The organism is Dyella agri (assembly GCF_044904705.1).
Classification (GTDB): Bacteria; Pseudomonadota; Gammaproteobacteria; order Xanthomonadales; family Rhodanobacteraceae; genus Rhodanobacter_A; species Rhodanobacter_A agri.
Genome location: NZ_JADIKL010000001.1, coordinates 490,574 through 511,803 on the forward strand (window position 1 = coordinate 490,574; position 21,230 = coordinate 511,803).

Genomic DNA, 21,230 nt, shown 5'->3' on the forward strand with positions numbered 1-21,230 from the left:
GGTGGCACGACGCAGCGTTCCCGATAGTGCACGATGCGCCGCTCAGAGCCTGCTCAGGGCGGCGCAAATTCCAGTACGGCGATCTCGCGACCCAGCATCATCGTTTGCTGCGGGTGGCCAAACGCTGCCAGCTTCGCCTCGAAGCCCGCAAGGCTTTCGCGCTGCCCCAGGGCCGAGCGGCCGTTCACCGCCCATACGCGGCTGCCCTGCTTCCAGCGCGCCACCGCCAGGTCGAGCCGGTCGGTCAGCACGACCTTGCTGCCCAGCGGCGGCAGCCCCCGCGGCCGCAGCGTTTCCAGCATCGCCGGTGCGTTCGGATCGGCGGTGTAAATCGTGTCGCCGGGGCGTGTATCTGTCGCCAGCATGGCGGCGGTGTGATCCCAGCGCGGCTTGGTCTCGATGCGATAGACCGGCCACAGGTTGTACAGGCACAACAACGGCAACACCACCGCCACGGCCGGCCGCCACCGACGCGGCAAGGCGGCGGCACCCGCGCCGGCCAGCACGAAGAACGGCACCGCACTCCACAGCAGGTAACGCGGCACCAGCATCGGCTTGACCACCGATACCGCCAGCAACAACAGCGGTAGCACAGCGAACCCCAGAACCAGCACGCGGCCGTCCAGGCGCCCGCGCAGGCGGAACAGCCCCAGTCCGCACAGCACGGCCACGCAAGGCGACAGCACGGCCACCCCGGCCGGCATCAGGCTGTACTGCACCACGGCGGCAGGACGCATCAGGTAGGTACTGCCGGCCACCACCCACAGCCCGTGCCAGCTCAGTCCCGGCACCCAGTTGAAGGCATCGAGCATGCGTCCGTTGCTGGCCACGCATATCGCCACGTAGAACGGCAGGCTACACACCAGCACCAGCAGTTGTGCGCGCAGCCAGCCACGCTGGAATTCGCGCACCAGGGCTGGCGGATGCGTTGCGCGCAGGCGACGCCAGATGCAGAACAGCGCCACATTGGAAACCAGCAGCCACGGCAGCGCGTCGCCCAGCAGATCCAGCGCACCAATGGTCCCGACGAGCCAAGCCGCCCAGTCCGGCCACAAGCCGTCCGGATGGCGCCATCCCAGGGCGGCGCGTGCCGGCCGCTGCGCCAGCCCCACCAGGCCCCACAGCGCGGCTGCGATCAACAGCAGCAACAGCGCATAGGAACGCGCCTCCTGGCCGTATTGCACCTGGGTCGGCGCCAGCGCCATAAGCAACGCGGCCGCGCAACCCGCGAAACGCCCGCCCACGCGCCGCCCGATCGCGTACACCACGCCCACCGAAAGCACGCCGAACAGCGCCGACGGCAGGCGCAGCGCGGCGAAGTCCGGCTGCGCCGGCACCAGCGAGCGCAGCAGCAGGAAATAATTGGGCATGTGCCGGTTGGCGAAGCTGTCGGCGATCAGCGCCGTGGTGTCCAGATGGATGCGCTGGTAGGTGAACACTTCGTCCAGCCAGAACGATTGATGGCCCAGACGGATACAGCGCGCAGCCAGCGCCAACAGCGACAACAGCCCCAACCACACCCAGTCGCGCACCGACCAGTGGTCGCCACCCAGCGCAGGCCGATACCCGGTCGCCAACGACGGCGGGGCGGCACGCGGGACGGTATCGGCACAGGTCAAGAGCATCGGTGGGCGACCGGATCGGGGGAGTCGTCAGCCATCCAACGCCACGGATGTTTCAGCGTTGTCTCCACCGTTCGCGAGGTTGGGCGCCATTCAGTCTGGTAACAACGCCGGAGATCGCGAACCGGCACTTATGCCGGCTGCGGCCGCAAGCGCAGCCGCCAGTCCGCGCCAACCTGGCGCTGCTCAATCACGGCGAGCTTCCAGCGCTCGGCCATGGACGCCAGCGGCGGCAGCGCCAGCAGCGGGCGGGCCTGATCGCCGAGCAGCACCGGCGCGACGTACAGCAGCAGTTCGTCCGCCCAGCCACCGGCCAGCAGGGCGCCACCCAACCGGGCACCCGCTTCGACATGCAGTTCGTTGACATCGCGTTTGGCCAGCAGCGCCAGCACGGCAGGAAGGTCGAGCGCGCCGTCGCGCTCAGCCACTGCCACATGTTCGACATGGTCGAAGTATTCGCCGTCCGCGATCGCCTCCGCACCATGCAGCAACAAGGTGGGCGCGGAGCCGTCCAGCACGTGGCTGCCCGCAGGTGTGCGCAGGCAGCGGTCCAACACCACCCGCAACGGCGGTGCAAAAGCTTCATCCTGCGGTAGCCGCACGGTGAGGCGCGGGTTGTCGGCCAGCACGGTACCGCTGCCGGTAAGGATGGCGCTGCTGCGAGCGCGCCAGCGCTGCACGTCGGCGCGGGCGGGCTCGCTGGTAATCCACTTCGATTCGCCGTTCGCCAGCGCAGTGCGACCGTCCAGGCTCATCGCCAGCTTCACGCGCACGAATGGGCGGCCGCGCTCGATGCGGCTGAAGAAACCGATGTTCAGTTCGCGCGCCTGGTCGCGCAGCAGGCCGGTATCCACGGCGATGCCGGCGGCACGCAGCTTTTCGATGCCGCGTCCGGCCACTTGCGGAAACGGGTCTTCCGCGGCGATCACCACCCGTGCCACGCCGGCGGCGACCAAGGCATCGGCACACGGCGGCGTGCGGCCGTGATGGGCGCAAGGCTCCAGCGTCACATAGGCGGTGGCGCCGCGGGCGCTTCCGCCGGCCTCGCGCAGCGCGAACACCTCGGCGTGCGGCTCGCCCGCGCGCTGGTGCCAGCCGCTGCCGACGACCTCGTCACCATGCGCGATCACGCAACCCACGCGCGGGTTCGGATGGGTGGTGTACAGGCCGCGCTCGGCGAGGCGCAAGGCGTGCGCCATGTGTTGGTGGTCGGTGACGGTGAAGCTCATGCTGGTCTTCCTCTCCCCTCCGTGGAGAGGACTGGGATGAGGTGCCGAACCGGCGACAGTGTCGCATCGGTGCGCGCTCAGGACACATGCCGGGGCAAGAGTGGCCCCTCACTCCAACCCTCTCCCCGGAGGAGAGAGGGAGCAAGGAGCTCAGCCCTTGCGGCCGCGGCGCGACTCCACGCCCTCGCCGGCGAGCAACGAAAGCTGCAGTTTCTCCAGCTCCGGCAAGTCATGCTCCAGGCGCGCGATTTCCTCGAGGAAGGCCTGCACGTCCTCGAACTTGCGGTAGACCGAGGCGAAGCGCACATAGGCCACCTGGTCCAGCTTCTTCAGCTCGCGCATCACCAGCTCGCCCACCTGGCGCGACGGCATTTCGCGTTCGCCGCTGCGACGCAGATCATTGATGATTTCGCGTACCGCCGCATCCACCGCATCGCTGGCCACCGGGCGCTTCTGCAGTGCGCGCTCGAAACTCACCCTGAGCTTGCGCTCGTCGAAAGCCTCGCGCCGCTCGCCGCTCTTCACGATCGCCGGCAGCTTCAGCTCCGCCGTCTCGAAAGTGTTGAAGCGTTCGCCGCAGGCGGGACACTCGCGGCGACGGCGCACGGTGGCGCCGTCCTCGGTGAGCCGCGAGTCGATCACGCGGGTGTCTTCGTGCTGGCAGAAGGGGCAGTGCATGCCTCAGCGGGTCAGCCGTACACCGGGAACTTCTTGCACTGCGCCTCGACCTTGCCGCGCACGGCGGCAATCACCGCCTCGTCGTTCGGCGCATCGAGCACATCGCAGATCCAGTTGGCCAGGTCCACGCAGTCGCTTTCCTGGTAGCCGCGGGTGGTGACGGCGGGCGTGCCCACGCGCAGGCCGGAGGTGACGAAGGGCTTCTGCGGATCGTTCGGCACGGCGTTCTTGTTGACCGTGATGTGGGCTTTGCCCAGCGCGGCTTCCGCGTCCTTGCCGGTGACGCCCTTGCCGATCATGTCGATCAGCATCAGGTGGTTTTCGGTGCCGCCGGAAACGATCTTGTAGCCGCGCGCGATGATGGTCTTGGCCATCGCCTGGGCGTTCTTCACCACCTGCGCCTGGTAGGCCTTGAAGGCCGGCTCCAGCGCTTCCTTGAAGGCCACCGCCTTGGCGGCGATCACGTGCATCAGCGGGCCGCCCTGGATGCCGGGGAAGACGATGGACTGCAGCTTCTTCTCGATCTCTTCGGCCGCCTCGCCCATGCCTTGCTTGCTGGCGACGATGATGCCGCCGCGCGGGCCGCGCAAGGTCTTGTGGGTGGTGGAGGTGACCACGTGGGCATGCGGCAGCGGGCTGGGGTACACGCCGGCGGCGACCAGGCCGGCCACGTGCGCCATGTCCACGAACAGCCAGGCACCGACCTTGTCGGCGATGGCGCGGAAGCGCGCCCAATCCATCACCTGCGAATAAGCGCTGAAACCGGCCACGATCATCTTCGGCTTGTGCTCGACCGCAAGGCGCTCGACCTCGTCCATGTCGACGATGCCGTTGGCGTCCACGCCGTACTGCACGGCGTTGAGGATCTTGCCCGACAGGTTGACCTTGGCGCCGTGGGTGAGGTGGCCGCCATGCGCCAGCGACATGCCGAGGATGGTGTCGCCCGGCTGCAGCAACGCGAAGTACACCGCCTGGTTGGCCTGCGAGCCGGAGTGCGGCTGCACGTTGGCGTAGTCGGCGCCGAACAGCTGCTTCACACGGTCGATCGCCAGCTTCTCGGCCACGTCCACGTATTCGCAGCCGCCGTAATAACGCTTGCCCGGATAGCCTTCGGCGTACTTGTTGGTGAGCTTGGAGCCCTGCGCCTCCATCACCCGCGGGCTGGCATAGTTCTCGGACGCGATCAGCTCGACGTGGTCTTCCTGGCGCCGGCCTTCGTCGGCGATGGCCTGGGCCAGCTCGGGGTCGTAACCGGCGATCGTGCAGTCCTTCGGGAACATTCGGGCCTCTGCGAGTGGGTGTGCGGGGATGAATCCCGAAAGTGTAACGCTGCCGGGAGGTTGCAGCCACTGCCCACCGCGAGGCGACGGTGCAGGGCCGACACCATCACGTAGCTGATGATCATCAGCAACAGCCATGCGCCCAGCTTGCCGAACGGCACCAGGTGCCAGCCCAGCCGCTGCGAGGGATAGAGCCATGCCTGGCTCAAGGTGCCAGCGTTCTCCGCCAGCCAGATGAACAGCGCGACCAGCACGAAGCCCAGCAACAGCGGCATGCGCCGGTACACACGGCGGATGCGGAAATGGACCCAGCACGGCCCGAACAGCCATGCCAGCGCCGCGAACAGCAGCGACCGCGCGTCCGGCAGGTAGTGGTGGGCAAAGAAATTGAGGTAGATCGCCGCCGCCAGCGCCACCGTGGCGCCGAACGGTGGGTGCCGGGTGAAGCGGAAGTCGAACAGGCGCCAGGCGCGGGCGATGTAGCTTCCGATCGCCGCGTACATGAAGCCGGTGAACAAGGGCACGCCGCCCAGACGCAGCAGGGACGGCTCCGGGTAGCTCCATGAGCCCACCGCCGTCTTGAACAGCTCCATCGCCGTACCCACGGCGTGGAACAACAGGATCACCCTTGCTTCCTCGCGGCTCTCCAGCTTCGCAGCCAGCAGGATGCCCTGGATCGCCAGCGCCGCCAGGGTCAGGAAGTCGTAGCGTGCCAGCCAGGCGTGCCGCGGATACCAGCGCCAGCTGACCAGCAGCAGCGCCACCATCAGGCCGCCGAACAGGCAGGCCGAGGCCTGCTTGAACCCGAAGCAGAGGAACTCGTACACGCCCGCCGCCACGTGGCCACGGGTTCGTGCCCAGCGCCCAAGCCGCCGGTCCAGCCGCATGATCGCGGCCGCGTGCCCCGCCATCGATCCGCCCATACCCTGCCCCGCCTGCCTCCAAGACCGCACAGCCTGGGCGCGGTATCTGGCGCTTGCGGGCCCCGCCATGGCGGGGAAAGGCCCTATCGGCGATAATTGGCGGTCTTTGTTTCCCTTACCTGTGCCGGGCCGCTGTCGCGGCTTGTGGATCGCCTTCAGGAGCGCGCATGCAATACATCTACACCATGAACGGGGTGAGCAAGATCGTTCCCCCGAAGCGCCAGATCATCAAGGACATCTCGCTGTCGTTCTTCCCCGGCGCGAAGATCGGCCTGCTCGGCGTCAATGGCGCGGGCAAGTCCACCGTGCTGAAGATCATGGCCGGCGTGGATACCGACTTCCAGGGCGAGGCGCGTGCGCAGCCCGGCACCAAGGTCGGCTACCTGGCGCAGGAGCCGGACCTGAACCCGGAAAAGACCGTGCGCGAAGTGGTCGAGGAAGGCGTGTCGGTGATCCTCGACGCACAGAAGCGGCTGGAAGAGGTCTACGCCGCCTATGCCGAGGAAGGCGCCGATTTCGACGCGTTGGCCAAGGAGCAGGAACAGCTGGAAGGCATCCTGGCCGCGAACGACGCCCACGCACTGGAGCGCCAGCTCGAAGTGGCCGCCGACGCGTTGCGCCTGCCGGCGTGGGACGCCAAAGTCGGTCCGCTGTCCGGCGGCGAGAAGCGCCGCGTGGCGCTGTGCCGCCTGCTGCTGTCCAAGCCGGACATGCTGCTGCTGGACGAACCGACCAACCATCTCGACGCCGAGTCCGTCGACTGGCTGGAGCAGTTCCTGCACGACTACCCCGGCACCGTGGTGGCGGTCACCCATGACCGCTACTTCCTCGACAACGCCGCCGAGTGGATTCTCGAACTCGACCGCGGCCGCGGCATCCCGTGGAAGGGCAACTACACCGAGTGGCTGGAGCAGAAGGACGCTCGCCTGAAGCAGGAAGCCAACCAGGAGAAGTCGCGCCAGAAGGCGATCGAGAAGGAACTGGAGTGGGTGCGTTCGGCCGCCAAGGGCCGCCAGTCCAAGGGCAAGGCGCGCCTGGCCCGCTTCGAGGAGCTGAACTCGGTCGACTACCAGCGTCGCAACGAGACCAACGAGATCTTCATCCCGCCGGGCGAGCGCCTGGGCCAGGAAGTGATCGAGTTCAAGAACGTCACCAAGTCGTTCGGCGACCGCGTGCTGATCGAGGACCTGTCGTTCAAGGTGCCGCCGGGCGCGATCATCGGCGTGATCGGCCCCAACGGCGCCGGCAAGTCCACCCTGATGAAGATGATCATGGGCAAGGAAACGCCGGATTCGGGCGAGGTGAAGCTGGGCCACACCACCAAGCTGGCCTACGTCGACCAGTCGCGCGACGCACTCGACCCGAAGAACAACGTGTGGCAGGAGGTATCCGGCGGTTCGGACATCCTCACCATCGGCAACTTCGAGATCCAGTCGCGCGCCTACATCGGCCGCTTCAACTTCAAGGGCACCGACCAGCAGAAGATCGTCGGCAGCCTGTCCGGCGGCGAACGCGGCCGCCTGCACATGGCCAAGACCCTGCTGCAGGGCGGCAACGTGCTGCTGCTCGACGAACCGTCCAACGACCTCGACGTGGAAACCCTGCGCGCGCTGGAAGACGCCCTGCTGGAATTCCCCGGCAGCGCGATCGTGATCTCGCATGACCGCTGGTTCCTCGACCGCATCGCCACGCACATCATCGCGTTCGAAGGCGACTCGCACGTGGAGTTCTTCCCCGGCAACTACAACGAGTACGAAGCCGACAAGAAGCGCCGCCTCGGCGACGAGGCCGCGAAGCCGCATCGCGTGAAGTACAAGAAGCTGGCGTAAGCATGCTTCAAGCCCCTCTCCCGCTGGGAGAGGGGTTGGGGTGAGGGTCCGGCCGGAGCACACCACCAACTCAGCCGAAAAGCTTCATCGCCCCGCTCCGCCCGCACCCTCATCCGCCCCTGCGGGGCACCTTCTCCCAGCGGGAGAAGGGAAACCTGGAACGGAGCCTACGATGCACTTCATGCAATCCCTGCAAGACGCATGGAACCGCAACCAATCGCTGGTCTGCGTCGGCCTCGATCCCGAACCTGCGAAATTCCCGGCACACCTGAAGGGCCGCCCTGACGCGGTGTTCGAGTTCTGCCGCGACATCGTCGACGCCACCGCCGACCTCGTCTGCACCTTCAAGCCCCAGATCGCCCACTTCGCCGCGCTGCGCGCCGAAGATGCACTCGAACGCCTGATCGCGCATATCCACGACCGGCATCCCGGCGTGCCGGTGATCCTCGACGCCAAGCGCGGCGACATCGGCAGTACCGCGCAGCACTACGCCAGCGAGGCCTTCGAGCGCTACCGCGCCGATGCGGTAACGCTGAACCCCTACCTCGGCCGCGACTCGGCGCAGCCCTTCCTCGAGCGTGCCGACAAAGGCGTGATCCTGCTCTGCCGCACCTCCAACCCCGGCGGCGCGGACTTCCAGGCACTGGACTGCGGCGGCGTCCCCCTCTACCTACGCGTGGCCGAAACCATCGCCCGCGACTGGAACGCCAACGGCAACTGCGCCCTGGTCACCGGCGCCACTTGGCCCGAAGAGCTGGGCCAAGTGCGCGACGTGGTGGGCAATATGCCTCTGCTGGTGCCCGGCATCGGCGCCCAGGGCGGCGACGTGGAAGCTGTGCTGCAGCATGGCCTCGCCGCCGATGGCGCCGGCCTGATGATCAGCTCCTCGCGCGCCATCCTCTATGCCGGCAGCGGCGAGGACTTTGCCCAGGCCGCACGAGCGGCCGCGCAGGCATTGCGCGACACCATCAACCGCCATCGCGCCTGATCGCTGCGCGCGGATCGACGCATGCAAAACACGCAGCTCGACCACCGCGCGTACCGGCCCACCGGTGCGAAGCGCGCGCTCTGCCTGCTGGCGCACAACGTCCAGCGGCCCGCGAACGTGGGCAGCCTGTTCCGTATCGCCGACGCGCTCGGTGTGGAGAAGCTCTTCCTCACCGGGCGTTCCTGCACCCCGGCGCATCCGAAAGCCCGCAAGGCCGCGCGCACTACCGAGCAGCGCGTGCCCTCCGTCCATGCCGACGATCCGCTGCCGATCGTGGCGGCGCTGAAGCAGGCCGGCTACCGCATCGTCAGCCTTGAAATCAGCTCGACCAGCATCGACCTCGCCGAACTCCCCGTCGTGCCCGGCGACCGCATCTGCCTGGTCCTGGGCAACGAGAGCGCCGGCGTCTGCCAACCGCTGCTGGATGTCTCGGACGCCACCGTGCACATCCCGATGTGCGGCGAAAACTCTTCGATGAACGTCGCCAGCGCCTGCGCCATCGCCACTTACGTCATCGCACGCAAGCTGGGATGATCCGGCAAGGGTGAGAGCACCCGATCCGCCGGCTGCGTGGAGCCCCGTTCATGCGCACCAATCGATCCATCCCGAACGCCACCGTCATTCCCGTGCTCGGCTACGCCGACGTGCGTGAGGCGGCCGACTGGCTGTGCCGGGCGTTCGGGTTCCGCCCCAGGCTGCGCATCGGCGACCACCGCATCCAGCTCGTCTACGGCGACGGGGCGATGGTGGTCAGCGACGCCGGCCCGGAAAGCGGCGAACAGCCGCCGCGGCAATCCGTGATGGTGCGAGTGGACGATGCCGACGCCCACCATGCGCAGGCCGTGGCCGCCGGGGCGCGCATCGTCCGCGAGCCGGCCAGTTGGCCCTACGGCGAGCGCCAGTATTCGGCCATGGATATCGGCGGCCATCTATGGACGTTCACGCAGACGGTGGCCGATGCGGACCCTGCCAGCTGGGGCGGCGAACTCGTCGAACAGTGAGACCCGCGGCCGGCCCGGCGGTACGCCGCGGGCGGCCCCAGCGCTTTGTCCGCCGGCCCCGCCCCCGTACAATTCAAGGCTTTGACGCCAGATCCCGCACCCGGCCGGTGCGCGCCATCGCGAGTCCCCATGGAAAAGAGTTTCGAACCCGCCCAGATCGAGTCGACGTGGTACGCACGCTGGGAAGCCAGCGGCGCGTTCAAGCCGTCGGGCCAGGGTGAGCCCTACTGCATCCTGCTGCCGCCGCCGAATGTCACCGGCACCTTGCACATGGGCCACGCCTTCCAGCAGACCGTGATGGACATGCTGGTGCGCTACCAGCGCATGCGCGGCATGAACGTGCTGTGGCAGGTGGGTACCGACCATGCAGGCATCGCCACCCAGAAGATCGTGGAGAACCAGCTCGCCGCCGAAGGCAAGACGCGCCACGACCTGGGACGTGAGCCGTTCGTGGAGCGCGTGTGGCAGTGGAAGGAGGAATCCGGCTCCACCATCACGAACCAGATGCGCCGCATCGGCGCCGCCGCGGATTGGTCGCGCGAACGCTTCACCATGGACGAAGGCCTGTCCGCCGCGGTGCGCAAAGTGTTTGTGGAGTGGTACCGCGCCGGCCTGATCTACCGCGGCAACCGGCTGGTGAACTGGGACCCGGTGCTGGGCACCGCCGTCTCCGACCTGGAAGTGAACAACGTCGAGCGCGACGGCCACATGTGGTCGATCCGCTACCCGGTCGCGGGCAGCGATGAATCGCTGGTGGTCGCCACTACCCGTCCGGAGACCATGCTCGGCGACGTCGCCGTGGCGGTGCACCCGGAGGACGAACGCTACGCCCACCTGATAGGCAAGACGCTGAAGCTGCCGCTGGCCGGCCGCGAGATCCCGGTGATCGCCGACGACTACGTCGACCGCGAGTTCGGCACCGGCTGCGTGAAGATCACCCCGGCGCACGACTTCAACGACTACGCCATCGGCCAGCGTCACAAACTGGCGCCGATCACCATTTTCACGCTGGACGCCAAGGTCAACGACAACGCGCCGGAGGCTTACCGCGGCCTGGACCGCTACGACGCGCGCAAGCGCGTACTGGCCGACCTCGAAGCCGCCGGCCTGCTGGTCGAAACCAAGGCACACAAGCTGCAGGTGCCGGTGAGCCAGCGTTCGGACGCGGTGATCGAGCCGATGCTCACCGACCAGTGGTTCGTCGACCTCACCTCGAACGTGCAGCAAGATGGCCGCCCAGGTGGCCGCAAGGCGATCACCGAACCGGCGCTCGATGCCGTGCGTTCGGGCGACATCACGTTCGTGCCGGAGAACTGGACCACCACCTACACGCAGTGGCTGGACAACATCCAGGACTGGTGCATCAGCCGCCAGCTCTGGTGGGGGCATCGCATTCCGGCGTGGTACGACGAGGCGGGCAACATCTTCGTGGGCGAGGACGAAGCGGACGCGCGCGCGCATGCCGCCGTCGCGCCGGTCGGCGCTCTGAAGCAGGACGAGGATGTGCTCGACACCTGGTTCTCCTCCGCGCTGTGGCCGTTCTCCACCCTGGGCTGGCCGCTGGATGGCCCGGTGAAGAACGAGCGCGGCGAAGTCGTCGCCAACTGGCAGGCCGACAAGATCTTCCTGCCCAGCGCGGTGCTGGTCACCGGCTTCGACATCATCTTCTTCTGGGTCGCCCGCATGGTGATGGCGACCAAGTACTTCACCGGCCAGGTGCCGTTCCGCGAGGTGTACATCAACGCCATCGTGCGCGACGCCGAAGGCCAGAAGATGTCCAAGTCCAAGGGCAACACCCTGGACCCGCTGGACCTGATCGACGGCATCGAGCTGGAACCGCTGGTGGCGAAATCCACCAAGTCCCTGCTGATTCCGCAAGTGCGCGAGAAGGTGGAAAAGCGCATCCGCAAGGAATACCCCGAAGGCATCAAGGCCATCGGCACCGACGCGCTGCGCTTCACCTTCGCCGCGCTGGCCAGCTATAGCCGCACGATCAACTTCGACCTGAAGCGCGCCGAAGGCTACAAGGCGTTCTGCAACAAGCTGTGGAATGCGGCGCGCTTCGTGCTGATGAACCTGCCCGAGGGCCAGGTTCCCGCGGCGGCCGGTGCGCCGGCGACCGAGGCCGAGCGCTGGATCCTCACCCGCCTCAAGCAGACGCTGACCGAAGTCGAACAGCACTTCGTCTCGTATCGCTTCGATCACCTGGCGCAGGCGCTGTACGAGTTCGTGTGGAACGAGTACTGCGATTGGTTCCTCGAACTCTCCAAGCCGGCACTGAACGGCGACGATGCGCAGGCTGCCGCGTCCACGCGCCACACCTTGCTGGTGGTGCTGGAAGCCGTGCTGCGCGCGCTGCATCCGGTGATCCCGTTCATCACCGAAGAGATCTACCAAGAGGTGGCGCCGCGCCTCGGCCTTGCCGATGCCAGCGTGTATGCACGCCCCTACCCGCAGGCGGCGGACTTCGCCTCCGACGACGCGGCTACTGCCGAGATCGAATGGTTCAAGGCCGTGCTCTCGGGCATCCGCAGGATCCGCTCGGAGATGAACATCGCGCCGGGCAAGACCATCCCCCTGCTGCTCGCCGGCGGCGAGGCCACGGATCGCGCGCGCACCGCGAAGTTCGCCGCACAGATCGCCTTCCTCGCGCGAACCGAAGCGCCGCAATGGATCGAACCGGGCGCCGCGGAGCCCGCCGCTGCGGCCGCCGTGGTGGGCTCGCTGCGCGTACTGATCCCGCTGGCCGGGTTGATCGACCTCGGCGCCGAGCAGGCGCGGCTTGCCAAGGAGATCGCCCGTGTCGAGGGCGAGATCAGGAAGTGCGAAGGCAAGCTGGGCAACGCGAACTTCGTCGCCAATGCGCCGGCCGAAGTGGTGGCGCAGGAACGGCAGCGCATCGTGGAGTGGAATACCCAGCTCACGGCGATGCGCGAGCAGGCTGAAAAGCTGAAGGATTGACCGGCTTCGCGCTCTCTCCCCATCGGGGAGAGGCCTGGGGTGAGGGGCCAATCTTGCAGCAGAAGCCCCCCCCCTTTACCTATTTCTCGATATGGCCTTCGGCCATATCGAGCCCCATCACGATCGCGTCCTCGCGCCCGTCTTTCGCCGGGTAATAGCGCGGGCGCCGGCCGATCTCGCGGAAACCTATCGACTCGTACAAGGCCTTCGCCAGCGGGTTCGAGGGCCGCACTTCCAGGAACACGCGCTGCGCGCCGCTCCAACGCGACACGTCCAGCAGGCGACCCAGCAGGTGCCTGCCCAGCCCGCGGCCGCGGTATCCGGAGGCGATGCAGATGTTGAGCACGTGCGCCTCGCCCGCGCCCACCGAGAGGATGCCGTAGCCGGCCAGTTCCTCGTCGATGCACAGCACCCAGCACGGATGCCCCGCCTTCAGGCAGTCGGCGAAGATGCCCCGCGTCCACGGAAAGTCGTAGGAATCCTGCTCCACCGCCGCGACGTCGTCGAGGTCGTCCAGGCGCATCAGGCGCATGTGGCTGGCCGGACGGGCGACCGCGACCATGAGTTCAGCGCCCTGCCGCGGCCAGGCTGCGGCGCAAGGTACGCAGCGCGATCCAAAGCCGCCGCTTGGCGGCGGCGTCGCCCAGCAGGCGAGCCGGTTCGTCCACCAGCACGATCTGCGCCTGCGCCGTGACCTGCATCGGCAGGCTGCGCCCCAGGGCATGCGCTTGCGCCTCGCCGCAGGCCAGGTAGGCGCGCGCCTGCGGCACCGCGATTTCCTCCTGGCCGGCTTGCACCTGCACGCGTGCGGCACGTGCCAGCGGCGCGCCGCCGCTGGTCAGGGCGCGTCCCAGCAGGTCCAGCTCGCGAGCGCCGCAGGCCACCGGCAGCAGCACCACGCAATCGGCATGCGTGGCCGTTGGCGAGGGTTGTTCATCCACCGGCAGCTCTACGCTGTCCGTTGCCACCTGCCGACACTGCCACGGCGTAAGGCCCAACGCATGCAGCACCCGCGCGCGGTGCGCGGCAGTCACCGATGCGACGGCCGGCGCGCTCACGCCCGCTCTCCTCGCCGCGGCCGGCGGCGATGGCCGGCCAGCCCCCACAAGGTGAGTGCCGGGCCGGAAAGCAGGTAGATCGTGAAACCGGCCAGCAGCACGCGCGGCGGATCGAGGGAGAGCACCAGCAGCAGCAGCAGCGCCACCACGACCCACACGAAGGGCACGCGCTGGCGGTCGCCCAGCGGCAGCGATTTGAAGCTGAAATAGCGGAAACGGCTGACCATCAGCAGGCCGGGGATCACCGCGATCCACGGCGTGACGAAGCACAGGTCGGTCCCCGGAACCGACCACTTTTCCATGCTCCACACGAAGGACATGCACACCGCGGCCGCGGCCGGGCTGGCCAGTCCCTGGAAGTAGCGCTTGTCGGCCACCCCCACCTGGGTGTTGAAGCGCGCCAGCCGCAGCGCGGCGCAGGCGGCGTAGATGAAGGCCGCGGCCCAGCCCAGCTTGCCCCACAGCGGGCCGAAGTCGCGCAGCGTGGAGAGCGACCACGTATACATCACCAGCGCCGGCGCCAGGCCGAAGCTCACCAGGTCCGACAACGAGTCGTACTGCACGCCGAATTCGCTCTGCGTGCCGGTGAGGCGCGCCACCCGGCCGTCCATGCCGTCCAGTAGCGCGGCGATGAACACCGCCACCGCCGCATCCCCGAAACGGCCGCCGATGCTGGCGATGATCGCGTAGAAGCCGGCGAACATCGCCCCGGTGGTAAACAGGTTCGGCAGCAGGTAGATGCCGCGGTGCCGGGGCGGGCGTACGGGCAGGGAGTCGCTCATGGATCAATCCGTGACAGGATGCGCGCAGTTTAGAGCCTGTTGGATGTCGCCGCATGCCCCGCCCCGGGAACGGTTTGCACCCGGACCAGGGAAAATCGACGGCACGCGGGCGCCTGACGCAGGCCATGTTGTGACATCGATCAGGCTCTCGATCATCGCCCGCTTGAGTCCGGACGGCCCCGGCGGTCTACTAGTGCACCATCCGGGGGGGGGGGATTCGCCCGGACATCTTCCGCGCTTGTCTGGAGAACTCCATGCCTCGTTCGCTGATCGCCGTGGCGCTGCTGCTGATCGCCCCGCTGGCCGCCGCCCAGCAAATCTACAAATGGACGGACGCCAAGGGCACGGTGCACTACTCGCAATCCGCGCCCACCGAAGGCACCCGCTACCAGACGGTGAAGCTGGCCGGCGGCGTGGAATCCTCCGATACGCCGGCACCGCAGCCGGCTACCAGCAATACCTCCGCGCCGGCCAACAGCGCTGCCCCGGCCCCGATGACCGACACCCCGGCCAATCGCGCCAGGCTGTGCGCCACGCTGAAGTCCAACCTCGCCACCCTGCAGGCCAGCGGCCCGGTGGTGATGCAGCAAGCCGGCAAACCCGCCGTGCTCAGCGACGACCAGCGCAAGCAACAGATCGAAACCGCCAACGCGCAGTATCGGCAGTACTGCGCCGGGCAATAAGCCACCACCAGGCTGCGGACCCGCGATCGCGGGTTCCGCAGCGCAGCACGGCGCACCGCTATAATCTGGCTCTTTCAACGCCGGAAACCGCCTGCATGCGCCTCAGCCAATTCCATCTGGCCACCGTCAAGGAAGTACCTGCCGACGCCGAGATCGCCAGCCACCAGCTGATGCTGCGCACCGGCATGATCCGCAAGCTCGCTTCCGGCCTTTACACCTGGTCGCCGCTGGGTCTGCGCGTGCTGCGCAAGGTGGAAAACGTGGTGCGCGAGGAAATGAACCGCGCCGGCGCCATCGAAATGCTGATGCCCACGATCCAGCCTAAAGAGCTGTGGGAGGAGACCGCCCGCTGGGCGAAATTCGGCCCGCAGCTGCTGAAGATCAAGGATCGCAAGGAACAGGAATTCTGCTACGCGCCCACCGCCGAGGAAGTGATCACCGATTACGCGCGCAACGAGCTCAACAGTTACAAGCAGCTGCCGGTCAATTTCTACCAGATCCAGACCAAGTTCCGCGACGAGATCCGCCCCCGTTTCGGCGTGATGCGCGCGCGCGAATTCCTGATGAAGGATGCTTATTCCTTCCATCTCAACCAGGATTCGCTCGCCGAAACCTATCAGGCGATGTATGACGCCTATGCGCGCATCTTCACCCGGCTTGGTTTGAAATTCCGCGCGGTGCAGGCCGATACGGGCGCGATCGGCGGCAATGCAAGCCACGAATTCCAGGTATTGGCCGATTCGGGCGAAGACGCCATCGTGTTTTCCGACGGCTCCGATTACGCCGCCAACGTCGAAAAGGCCGAAGCGCTGGCGCCGACCACGTTGCGCCACGCTCCCTCCGCCGAATTGACGCGAGTGGACACACCCAGCCAGAAAACCATCGCCGAAGTCAGCGCCTTCCTCAAGGTCGCGCCCTCGCAATGCGTGAAAATCCTGCTGGTACGCGGCAAAGACGGCCTGGTGGCACTGTGCCTGCGCGGCGACCACGAACTCAACGAAGTGAAGGCTGGCAAGCTGGCGGAACTGCCCGATGAATTCGAGCTCGCCGGCGAAGAGGAAATCCTCGCCGCTATCGGCGCCCGCCCCGGCTTCATCGGTCCAGCCGGCCTGCCCGGTTCGATCCGGGTGATCGTGGACCGCAGTGCGGCCGTGCTGGCCGACTTCGTCTGTGGCGGCAACGCCGACGGCACGCATTACACCGGCGCCAACTGGGAACGCGACGCCCGCATCACCCGCGTCGAGGACATCCGCCAGGTGGTCGAAGGCGACCCCTCGCCCGACGGCAAGGGCACCTTGCGCCTGGCCCGCGGCATCGAGGTGGGCCACGTATTCCAGCTTGGCGCCAAGTACGCGGAGGCACTGGGCGCCACCGTGCTGGACGACCAGGGCAAGGCCAAGGTCATGCTGATGGGCTGCTACGGCATCGGCATCAGCCGCATCGTGGCGGCGGCGATCGAGCAGTGCCACGACGAGGCCGGCATTGTGTGGCCGGAGGCGATGGCGCCATGGCGCATGGCAGTGTGCGTGATCAACCCGAAGGGCAATCCCGAGATCGCCGCCGCCGCCGAGTCGCTGTATCAGGAGCTTTCGGCGCGCGGCATCGAAACCGTGCTGGACGATCGCGGCCTGCGCCCCGGCGCCATGTTCGCCGACATGGAACTGATCGGCATTCCGCATCGCGTAGTGGTCAGCGAGCGCGGCCTCGCCGCCGGCACGCTGGAATACCGCGCCCGCCACGAAGCGGAAAGCCGCGCGGTGACCCGTGACGAACTGTTCGGTTTGCTCGACTGAAAACCACCCGTCATGAACACAACAAACGGCCGCCATGCGCGGCCGTTTGTTTTCATGCCGCGAACGCCATGCCGAATTCGATTATCCCGCGTAATGGCGAAATAGAATGTCCGGCACCCGCGACATTGGTTTTTTGTGAAACCATCTGCTTTGCAAATATGGATTATTTGCGCAAGAATGGCCGCCGCACCGGTAATGCCAGCCGCCATGCATTCAACCGGTTCACCAAAATTCTCATCGTAACGGGAGCTTTCGATGGCCATCGATATCAAGAATCTCAACCACAACCAACTCAACGACCTGATCAACAAGGCGCAGTCGCGCCAGACCGAATTGCGCAAGGAAAAGGTTTCCAAGCTGCGTGAAAAGGTCCATGCGCTGATCAAGGCCGAGGGTTACAGCTTCGACGACATTTTCGGCGGCGCCCGCGGCGGCAAGCGCCGCAGCGGCGGCACCGTGGCTCCGAAGTACCGCAATCCGGCGAATGCCGAGCAGACCTGGTCCGGCCGCGGCAAGCGTCCGCGCTGGTTCAACGAAGCGCTGAAGGCCGGCAAGAAGGAAAAGGATCTGCTGATCTGATTCGCGATACTCCCGCTCGTCATGAAAACGCCGACCCTCGGGTCGGCGTTTTTTTATGGGCTTTCGCAGGTGGAATTTTGCGAGCCCCCATCTCCTTTTCCAGTCAGCAGAACGGGGCATCGACGCCCTTTTTTCACTTCTCGCAGGAGAGATGAAGCAAACAGAGCAGTTAGCTCGACCCTCTTCGACGCATTCGTAACCGACAGCCCGCGAATCCGATATGCGCCGGATTACAGGGAGCGACGCGGCGATACCAACAGCTCACCGAACAGCAGGCCCGCCACCAGCGACACCAACAGGGTAAGCAGCAGCAGGGCCGTGTCCATGCCAAGGCTGGTGTCGCGCTCCAACAGGAAGGATACGCTGCGGAAGCCCACGCTGCCCGGCACCAGCAGCAGGATGCCCGGTTCGCGGATCACCGCGCCCGGCCGTTTCGATATCCGCGCATACAGGTTGGCCAACGCGCTGACCAGCAGGCCGCCGATGAACACGCCGAATGGCGCGCTGGGCAGGCGCCCGGAAAATTCGCCGCCCCAGCGCGTGGCGAGATAGCCGGCGATCACCGCCACGACCACGGCCGGCCAGTCGCGCCGCGCGGCGCGGAACAGCATCGCGAACGCCACCGCCGCCACCAGCAGCGCCGGCCAGTCGGTCCACCCCGGCAACGGCGGCAGCGCGAAATCGCGCGCATGGATACCAAACGCGGCGCAGACCTCGGTGGTCGCCACCGTGCCAAAGACCAGCTTCAGGAGCGTCGCCATGGCGCCGCCCAGGCGCGCCATGCCCGATACCAGGTGTCCGCTGGATACCTCGCGCACCGCTGTGGTGAGCGACATGCCCGGCACCAAGATGATCAGCGCCGCCAGCACCACCGATTTGATCGCCAGCGGCACCACGAAGGCGCTGACCAGGATCGCCACCGCGGTCGCCACGATCGCGCTGATCGCGTCGCTGGCCACTGCCAACCGCGGGCGCGTGGCGGACAGGAGGGTGATGCAGCCGATCAGCACACCGACCACACCGGCCACCACCAGATCCACCCATGAGCTGTGCAGGAACAATGCTGCGATGCTGGCGGCGGACAGGCCATAGCTGGCGACGGTATTGATCTTCGCCTTGCGCGTATCCGGCGCACCCAATTCGCGCAACAGCCGGAAACCTTCGCGCAGGTCCAGTTCGCCTGCGATCACCCGGTCGGCGATGTCGTCCGCCTCGCACAGACGCGCCAGGTTGATGTCACCGGGGGCGAGCCGCATCACCTGGGTGGTTTGCGCCACACCCTCATCGCCCTGCCCCAGGTCGGAGAAGGAAATGATGATCGCGGTGGGGCTGGACCATACGTCGGCCTGCAGGCCCAGCCGCCGCGCACTGAGATCGATCGCCATCTCCAGTCGCGGTGCCGAGGTGCCGTACTGGTGCAGCCGCCGCGCCAGCTCCAGCAGAAAGGCGATGCGCGTGTTCAGCGCGGCGGTGACAAGAGGCTGGGCGCCCGCGACCGGTACGTTCATGCGTAGAGCCTGTCCGATGCCCCCACGTGGCCCGCGCCGGGAGCTGTTTGTGCGTAGGCCAAGGAAGAACGAAGGCACGCGGGGAGAGTCCATGGATGGACTCGGCTTTGAGGAGCGAGGAGTGGACGTCCGTCCACGACGGAGTGATGACGCAGGGATGCGGGCAAACAGACCTGGCCCCGGAATTCATAGGTGCAGGGGTTGCCTTGCGGTGGCCGCCATGCGGCAGCGCGCAGCTTGGCCTGCCGACCAGGCAGGCGCTGCGCCACGCGCCACCACCTGACAGCCACGGCAACGCAACGCGGGCTATGCGGAGGCATCGGACAGGTTCAAAGCGCGCACCTTGAGCGTGGTGCCGTCCACCGCCACCACTTCCACCGTGCTGCCCAGCGGCAGGTCAGGCCCGCTGACCAGCCACTGGCCATCGCCCACGCGCACCTTGCCGCGACCGTTGACGATGGCCTCGACCAACTCATAACGCTGGCCGATCATCTGTTCGGCGCGACGGTTCAGCCGTTCGCCGCCGGGCGCGCGACGTTCGATCCGCGGTCGCAACCATCGCGCATAAGCGAAGCAGGCAGCCAGCGCCAGCACGGCAAACAGCACGGCCTGCAACAGCAAGCCCATGCCGGGAATCAGCCACAGCAACACGCCCATCGCAGCGGCAGCGATGCCGATCCATAGCAGGAAATAGCCGGGCACCATGACTTCGCCCGCGATCAGCAGCAAGGCGAGGATCCACCACAGGTAGTGTGTTGCGATCTGTCCGAGCATTTGAAAATCCTGGCTATTGGCTCCCCTCTCCCGCTTGCGGGAGAGGGGTTGGGGGAGAGGGCGCGGCTTCCACGAATTGCCTGATTCGTTCGAGCACGCTTTCCGTCTGGTTCATTACATCGTGATTCCAGAAGCGCAGCACGGTCAGCCCCTGCCCCGCCAGCCACGCATCACGTTCACGATCATAGGCGACTTGATCGCCGTGTTGGCTGCCGTCGAGTTCAACCACGAGCCCCTGCTCCATGCAGACGAAATCGACGATATACGGGCCGAGCGGTTTCTGGCGCTTGAACTTCAGGCCGAGGAAGCGGTGGGCGCGCAGGTGGTACCAGAGGCGTTGCTCGGCTTGAGTTGGGGCCGAACGCATGGATTTGGCGTGATCCAGGTTGGTCATGCCTGCTTCCTCCGCGAAAAGCGCCCTCTCCCCCGCCCCCCTCCCGCAAAGCGGGAGAGGGGAGAAAAGCGCGTCAGCGCGACGGCGGCATGGCCCTGGCAGCAGCCTGCTGCTGGCCCAACGACTCCTTGGCCAGCTCGGCAATACCGGCCATCGCACCGATCACGCCGGTGGCTTCGATCGGCAGCAGCAGCATCTTCTGGTTCGGCGACGCGGCCATCGCCTTCAGCGCATCGACGTAGTTGTTGGCGACGAAGTAGTTGAGCGCATTGACGTTGCCGCTGGCGATCGCGCTGGAAACCATGGTGGTGGCCTTGGCTTCGGCCTCCGCAGTGCGCTCGCGCGCCTCGGCGGCGCGGAACGCGGCTTCCTTCTCGCCTTCGGCGGCGAGGATCACCGATTGCTTGGCGCCCTCGGCCTTGAGGATCGCCGCCTGACGCAGGCCCTCGGCGTCGAGGATGTTCGCGCGCTTCTCACGCTCGGCCTTCATCTGCCGCGCCATCGCGTCCACCAGGTCGCGCGGCGGGGCGATGTCCTTGATCTCGATGCGATTGACCTTGACGCCCCATGGGTGGGTCGCCTCGTCCACCACGCGCAGCAGCTTGGCATTGATCGCGTCGCGCTGACTCAGGCTCTCGTCGAGGTCCAGCGAGCCGAGCACGGTACGGATGTTGGTCATGATGAGCGCCAGCGAGGCCTGCTCCAGCTGGGCCACCTCGTAGGCGGCCTTGGCGGCGTCCAGCACCTGGTAGAACACCACGCCGTCCACGCGCACCACGGCGTTGTCCTTGGTGATGACGTCCTGCGAGGGCACGTCCAGCACCTGCTCCATCATGTTCATCTTGCGCCCGACCGACTGGTAGATCGGAATCAGCAGGTGCAGGCCCGGCGTGAGCGTGCGCGTGTATTTGCCGAAGGTCTCCACCGTCCACTCGAAACCCTGCGGCACGATGCGCACCATCTTGAGCAGCGTGACGACCACCAGCACCACGATGACCAAGGCAAGAAACTGTCCCATGACCTGCTCTCCTTTCCCCCGATGAGAGTTGCAGTATAGGCGGGCCGGCGGGCTGCCGGGAGACGATGGCAGGAGCGCGCCCGGTGCGCCGAAGGCCACCTGCGAAGAGGTCTTGTCGCGCGCCGGATGC

The 21,230-nt window shown here is 66.9% G+C and carries 20 protein-coding genes; 8 read left to right on the top strand and 12 right to left on the bottom strand.

All coding sequences use genetic code 11. From position 1 onward, the window contains the following. Window positions 1-53 precede the first annotated feature (53 nt). The 5 genes from ISP14_RS02175 to ISP14_RS02195 all read right to left on the bottom strand — a co-directional run bounded on the left by ISP14_RS02175 (window position 54) and on the right by ISP14_RS02195 (window position 5,732). On the bottom strand, window positions 54-1,625 hold the full coding sequence (locus ISP14_RS02175; protein WP_404535864.1) for a glycosyltransferase family 39 protein: 1,572 nt from the start codon (window positions 1,623-1,625) through the stop codon (window positions 54-56). A 128-nt stretch (window positions 1,626-1,753) separates the two neighbouring features. After that, window positions 1,754-2,851: a bifunctional diaminohydroxyphosphoribosylaminopyrimidine deaminase/5-amino-6-(5-phosphoribosylamino)uracil reductase RibD gene (ribD, locus tag ISP14_RS02180; protein WP_404535866.1), complete on the bottom strand. Its 1,098-nt coding sequence runs from the start codon at window positions 2,849-2,851 to the stop codon at window positions 1,754-1,756. Window positions 2,852-3,001: 150 nt separating this feature from the next. Further along, entirely contained in the window at window positions 3,002-3,529 is a 528-nt protein-coding gene (gene nrdR / locus ISP14_RS02185; protein ID WP_404535869.1) for a transcriptional regulator NrdR, read from the bottom strand. A gap of 11 nt (window positions 3,530-3,540) precedes the next feature. Further along, window positions 3,541-4,809, bottom strand: a complete 1,269-nt coding sequence (glyA, locus tag ISP14_RS02190) for a serine hydroxymethyltransferase (protein WP_404535872.1) — start codon at window positions 4,807-4,809, stop codon at window positions 3,541-3,543. Beyond that, the gene (locus ISP14_RS02195) at window positions 4,713-5,732 is read right to left on the bottom strand and encodes a DUF817 domain-containing protein (RefSeq protein WP_404535875.1); all 1,020 of its coding nucleotides are present in this window, start codon (window positions 5,730-5,732) and stop codon (window positions 4,713-4,715) included. Before ISP14_RS02195 ends, glyA begins: the two co-directional genes overlap by 97 nt. A 167-nt stretch (window positions 5,733-5,899) precedes the next feature. Here ISP14_RS02195 and ettA point away from each other — a divergent pair, with 167 nt between their 5' ends. The 5 genes from ettA (at window position 5,900) to ISP14_RS02220 (ending at window position 12,511) form a co-directional block, all read left to right on the top strand. Continuing rightward, window positions 5,900-7,561: an energy-dependent translational throttle protein EttA gene (gene ettA, locus ISP14_RS02200; RefSeq protein WP_404535878.1), complete on the top strand. Its 1,662-nt coding sequence runs from the start codon at window positions 5,900-5,902 to the stop codon at window positions 7,559-7,561. 172 nt (window positions 7,562-7,733) lie between these two features. Continuing rightward, window positions 7,734-8,549, top strand: a complete 816-nt coding sequence (gene pyrF, locus ISP14_RS02205) for an orotidine-5'-phosphate decarboxylase (protein WP_404535882.1) — start codon at window positions 7,734-7,736, stop codon at window positions 8,547-8,549. Window positions 8,550-8,570: 21 nt separating this feature from the next. Then, window positions 8,571-9,083 (top strand): TrmH family RNA methyltransferase, encoded by a 513-nt coding sequence (locus tag ISP14_RS02210; protein ID WP_404535885.1) that lies wholly within the window; start codon window positions 8,571-8,573, stop codon window positions 9,081-9,083. 50 nt (window positions 9,084-9,133) lie between these two features. Beyond that, complete coding sequence (locus tag ISP14_RS02215) at window positions 9,134-9,550, top strand: VOC family protein (RefSeq protein ID WP_404535888.1); 417 nt, start codon at window positions 9,134-9,136, stop codon at window positions 9,548-9,550. A 129-nt stretch (window positions 9,551-9,679) separates the two neighbouring features. Further along, window positions 9,680-12,511, top strand: a complete 2,832-nt coding sequence (locus ISP14_RS02220; protein WP_404535891.1) for a valine--tRNA ligase — start codon at window positions 9,680-9,682, stop codon at window positions 12,509-12,511. A gap of 79 nt (window positions 12,512-12,590) precedes the next feature. On the opposite strand, the gene rimI is transcribed toward ISP14_RS02220, so the two are convergent. From rimI to ISP14_RS02235, 3 genes are read right to left on the bottom strand one after another with little or no spacing between them, the layout of a single operon-like run. After that, window positions 12,591-13,073: a ribosomal protein S18-alanine N-acetyltransferase gene (gene rimI, locus ISP14_RS02225; RefSeq protein WP_404535893.1), complete on the bottom strand. Its 483-nt coding sequence runs from the start codon at window positions 13,071-13,073 to the stop codon at window positions 12,591-12,593. 4 nt (window positions 13,074-13,077) lie between these two features. Further along, window positions 13,078-13,569 carry a hypothetical protein gene (locus ISP14_RS02230; RefSeq protein WP_404535896.1) on the bottom strand — a complete coding sequence of 164 codons (492 nt, stop codon included), beginning with the start codon at window positions 13,567-13,569 and terminating at the stop codon, window positions 13,078-13,080. Next, window positions 13,566-14,351 (bottom strand): CDP-alcohol phosphatidyltransferase family protein, encoded by a 786-nt coding sequence (locus ISP14_RS02235; protein ID WP_404535898.1) that lies wholly within the window; start codon window positions 14,349-14,351, stop codon window positions 13,566-13,568. Before ISP14_RS02235 ends, ISP14_RS02230 begins: the two co-directional genes overlap by 4 nt. Window positions 14,352-14,605: 254 nt before the next feature. Here ISP14_RS02235 and ISP14_RS02240 point away from each other — a divergent pair, with 254 nt between their 5' ends. The 3 genes from ISP14_RS02240 to ISP14_RS02250 all read left to right on the top strand — a co-directional run bounded on the left by ISP14_RS02240 (window position 14,606) and on the right by ISP14_RS02250 (window position 17,406). After that, a complete protein-coding gene (locus tag ISP14_RS02240; protein ID WP_404535901.1) occupies window positions 14,606-15,034 on the top strand; it encodes a DUF4124 domain-containing protein in 429 nt (142 codons plus the stop codon). A 95-nt stretch (window positions 15,035-15,129) separates the two neighbouring features. Further along, the gene (locus tag ISP14_RS02245; protein ID WP_404535903.1) at window positions 15,130-16,827 is read left to right on the top strand and encodes a proline--tRNA ligase; all 1,698 of its coding nucleotides are present in this window, start codon (window positions 15,130-15,132) and stop codon (window positions 16,825-16,827) included. A gap of 255 nt (window positions 16,828-17,082) precedes the next feature. Further along, a complete protein-coding gene (locus tag ISP14_RS02250; protein ID WP_404535905.1) occupies window positions 17,083-17,406 on the top strand; it encodes an H-NS histone family protein in 324 nt (107 codons plus the stop codon). Window positions 17,407-17,636: 230 nt separating this feature from the next. Here the strand turns inward: ISP14_RS02250 and ISP14_RS02255 are convergent, their stop codons facing one another. From ISP14_RS02255 to ISP14_RS02270, 4 genes are all read right to left on the bottom strand, one after another. Next, window positions 17,637-18,914: a threonine/serine exporter family protein gene (locus ISP14_RS02255; RefSeq protein WP_404535908.1), complete on the bottom strand. Its 1,278-nt coding sequence runs from the start codon at window positions 18,912-18,914 to the stop codon at window positions 17,637-17,639. A 306-nt stretch (window positions 18,915-19,220) separates the two neighbouring features. After that, window positions 19,221-19,688, bottom strand: a complete 468-nt coding sequence (locus tag ISP14_RS02260; RefSeq protein ID WP_404535910.1) for an NfeD family protein — start codon at window positions 19,686-19,688, stop codon at window positions 19,221-19,223. Between the two features lie 13 nt (window positions 19,689-19,701). Beyond that, window positions 19,702-20,082, bottom strand: coding sequence for an endonuclease domain-containing protein (locus ISP14_RS02265; protein WP_404535913.1), 381 nt, complete (start codon window positions 20,080-20,082; stop codon window positions 19,702-19,704). A gap of 73 nt (window positions 20,083-20,155) precedes the next feature. Further along, entirely contained in the window at window positions 20,156-21,100 is a 945-nt protein-coding gene (locus ISP14_RS02270; protein WP_404535915.1) for an SPFH domain-containing protein, read from the bottom strand. Window positions 21,101-21,230: the final 130 nt, after the last annotated feature.

Bases quoted from the DNA above. Each gene is read 5' to 3' on its own strand.
- ISP14_RS02175 (WP_404535864.1), bottom strand. From the start codon at position 1,625: ATGCTCTTGACCTGTGCCGATACCGTCCCGCGTGCCGCCCCGCCGTCG.
- ribD (WP_404535866.1), bottom strand. From the start codon at position 2,851: ATGAGCTTCACCGTCACCGACCACCAACACATGGCGCACGCCTTGCGC.
- nrdR (WP_404535869.1), bottom strand. From the start codon at position 3,529: ATGCACTGCCCCTTCTGCCAGCACGAAGACACCCGCGTGATCGACTCG.
- glyA (WP_404535872.1), bottom strand. From the start codon at position 4,809: ATGTTCCCGAAGGACTGCACGATCGCCGGTTACGACCCCGAGCTGGCC.
- ISP14_RS02195 (WP_404535875.1), bottom strand. From the start codon at position 5,732: ATGGGCGGATCGATGGCGGGGCACGCGGCCGCGATCATGCGGCTGGAC.
- ettA (WP_404535878.1), top strand. From the start codon at position 5,900: ATGCAATACATCTACACCATGAACGGGGTGAGCAAGATCGTTCCCCCG.
- pyrF (WP_404535882.1), top strand. From the start codon at position 7,734: ATGCACTTCATGCAATCCCTGCAAGACGCATGGAACCGCAACCAATCG.
- ISP14_RS02210 (WP_404535885.1), top strand. From the start codon at position 8,571: ATGCAAAACACGCAGCTCGACCACCGCGCGTACCGGCCCACCGGTGCG.
- ISP14_RS02215 (WP_404535888.1), top strand. From the start codon at position 9,134: ATGCGCACCAATCGATCCATCCCGAACGCCACCGTCATTCCCGTGCTC.
- ISP14_RS02220 (WP_404535891.1), top strand. From the start codon at position 9,680: ATGGAAAAGAGTTTCGAACCCGCCCAGATCGAGTCGACGTGGTACGCA.
- rimI (WP_404535893.1), bottom strand. From the start codon at position 13,073: ATGGTCGCGGTCGCCCGTCCGGCCAGCCACATGCGCCTGATGCGCCTG.
- ISP14_RS02235 (WP_404535898.1), bottom strand. From the start codon at position 14,351: ATGAGCGACTCCCTGCCCGTACGCCCGCCCCGGCACCGCGGCATCTAC.
- ISP14_RS02240 (WP_404535901.1), top strand. From the start codon at position 14,606: ATGCCTCGTTCGCTGATCGCCGTGGCGCTGCTGCTGATCGCCCCGCTG.
- ISP14_RS02245 (WP_404535903.1), top strand. From the start codon at position 15,130: ATGCGCCTCAGCCAATTCCATCTGGCCACCGTCAAGGAAGTACCTGCC.
- ISP14_RS02250 (WP_404535905.1), top strand. From the start codon at position 17,083: ATGGCCATCGATATCAAGAATCTCAACCACAACCAACTCAACGACCTG.
- ISP14_RS02255 (WP_404535908.1), bottom strand. From the start codon at position 18,914: ATGAACGTACCGGTCGCGGGCGCCCAGCCTCTTGTCACCGCCGCGCTG.
- ISP14_RS02260 (WP_404535910.1), bottom strand. From the start codon at position 19,688: ATGCTCGGACAGATCGCAACACACTACCTGTGGTGGATCCTCGCCTTG.
- ISP14_RS02265 (WP_404535913.1), bottom strand. From the start codon at position 20,082: ATGACCAACCTGGATCACGCCAAATCCATGCGTTCGGCCCCAACTCAA.
- ISP14_RS02270 (WP_404535915.1), bottom strand. From the start codon at position 21,100: ATGGGACAGTTTCTTGCCTTGGTCATCGTGGTGCTGGTGGTCGTCACG.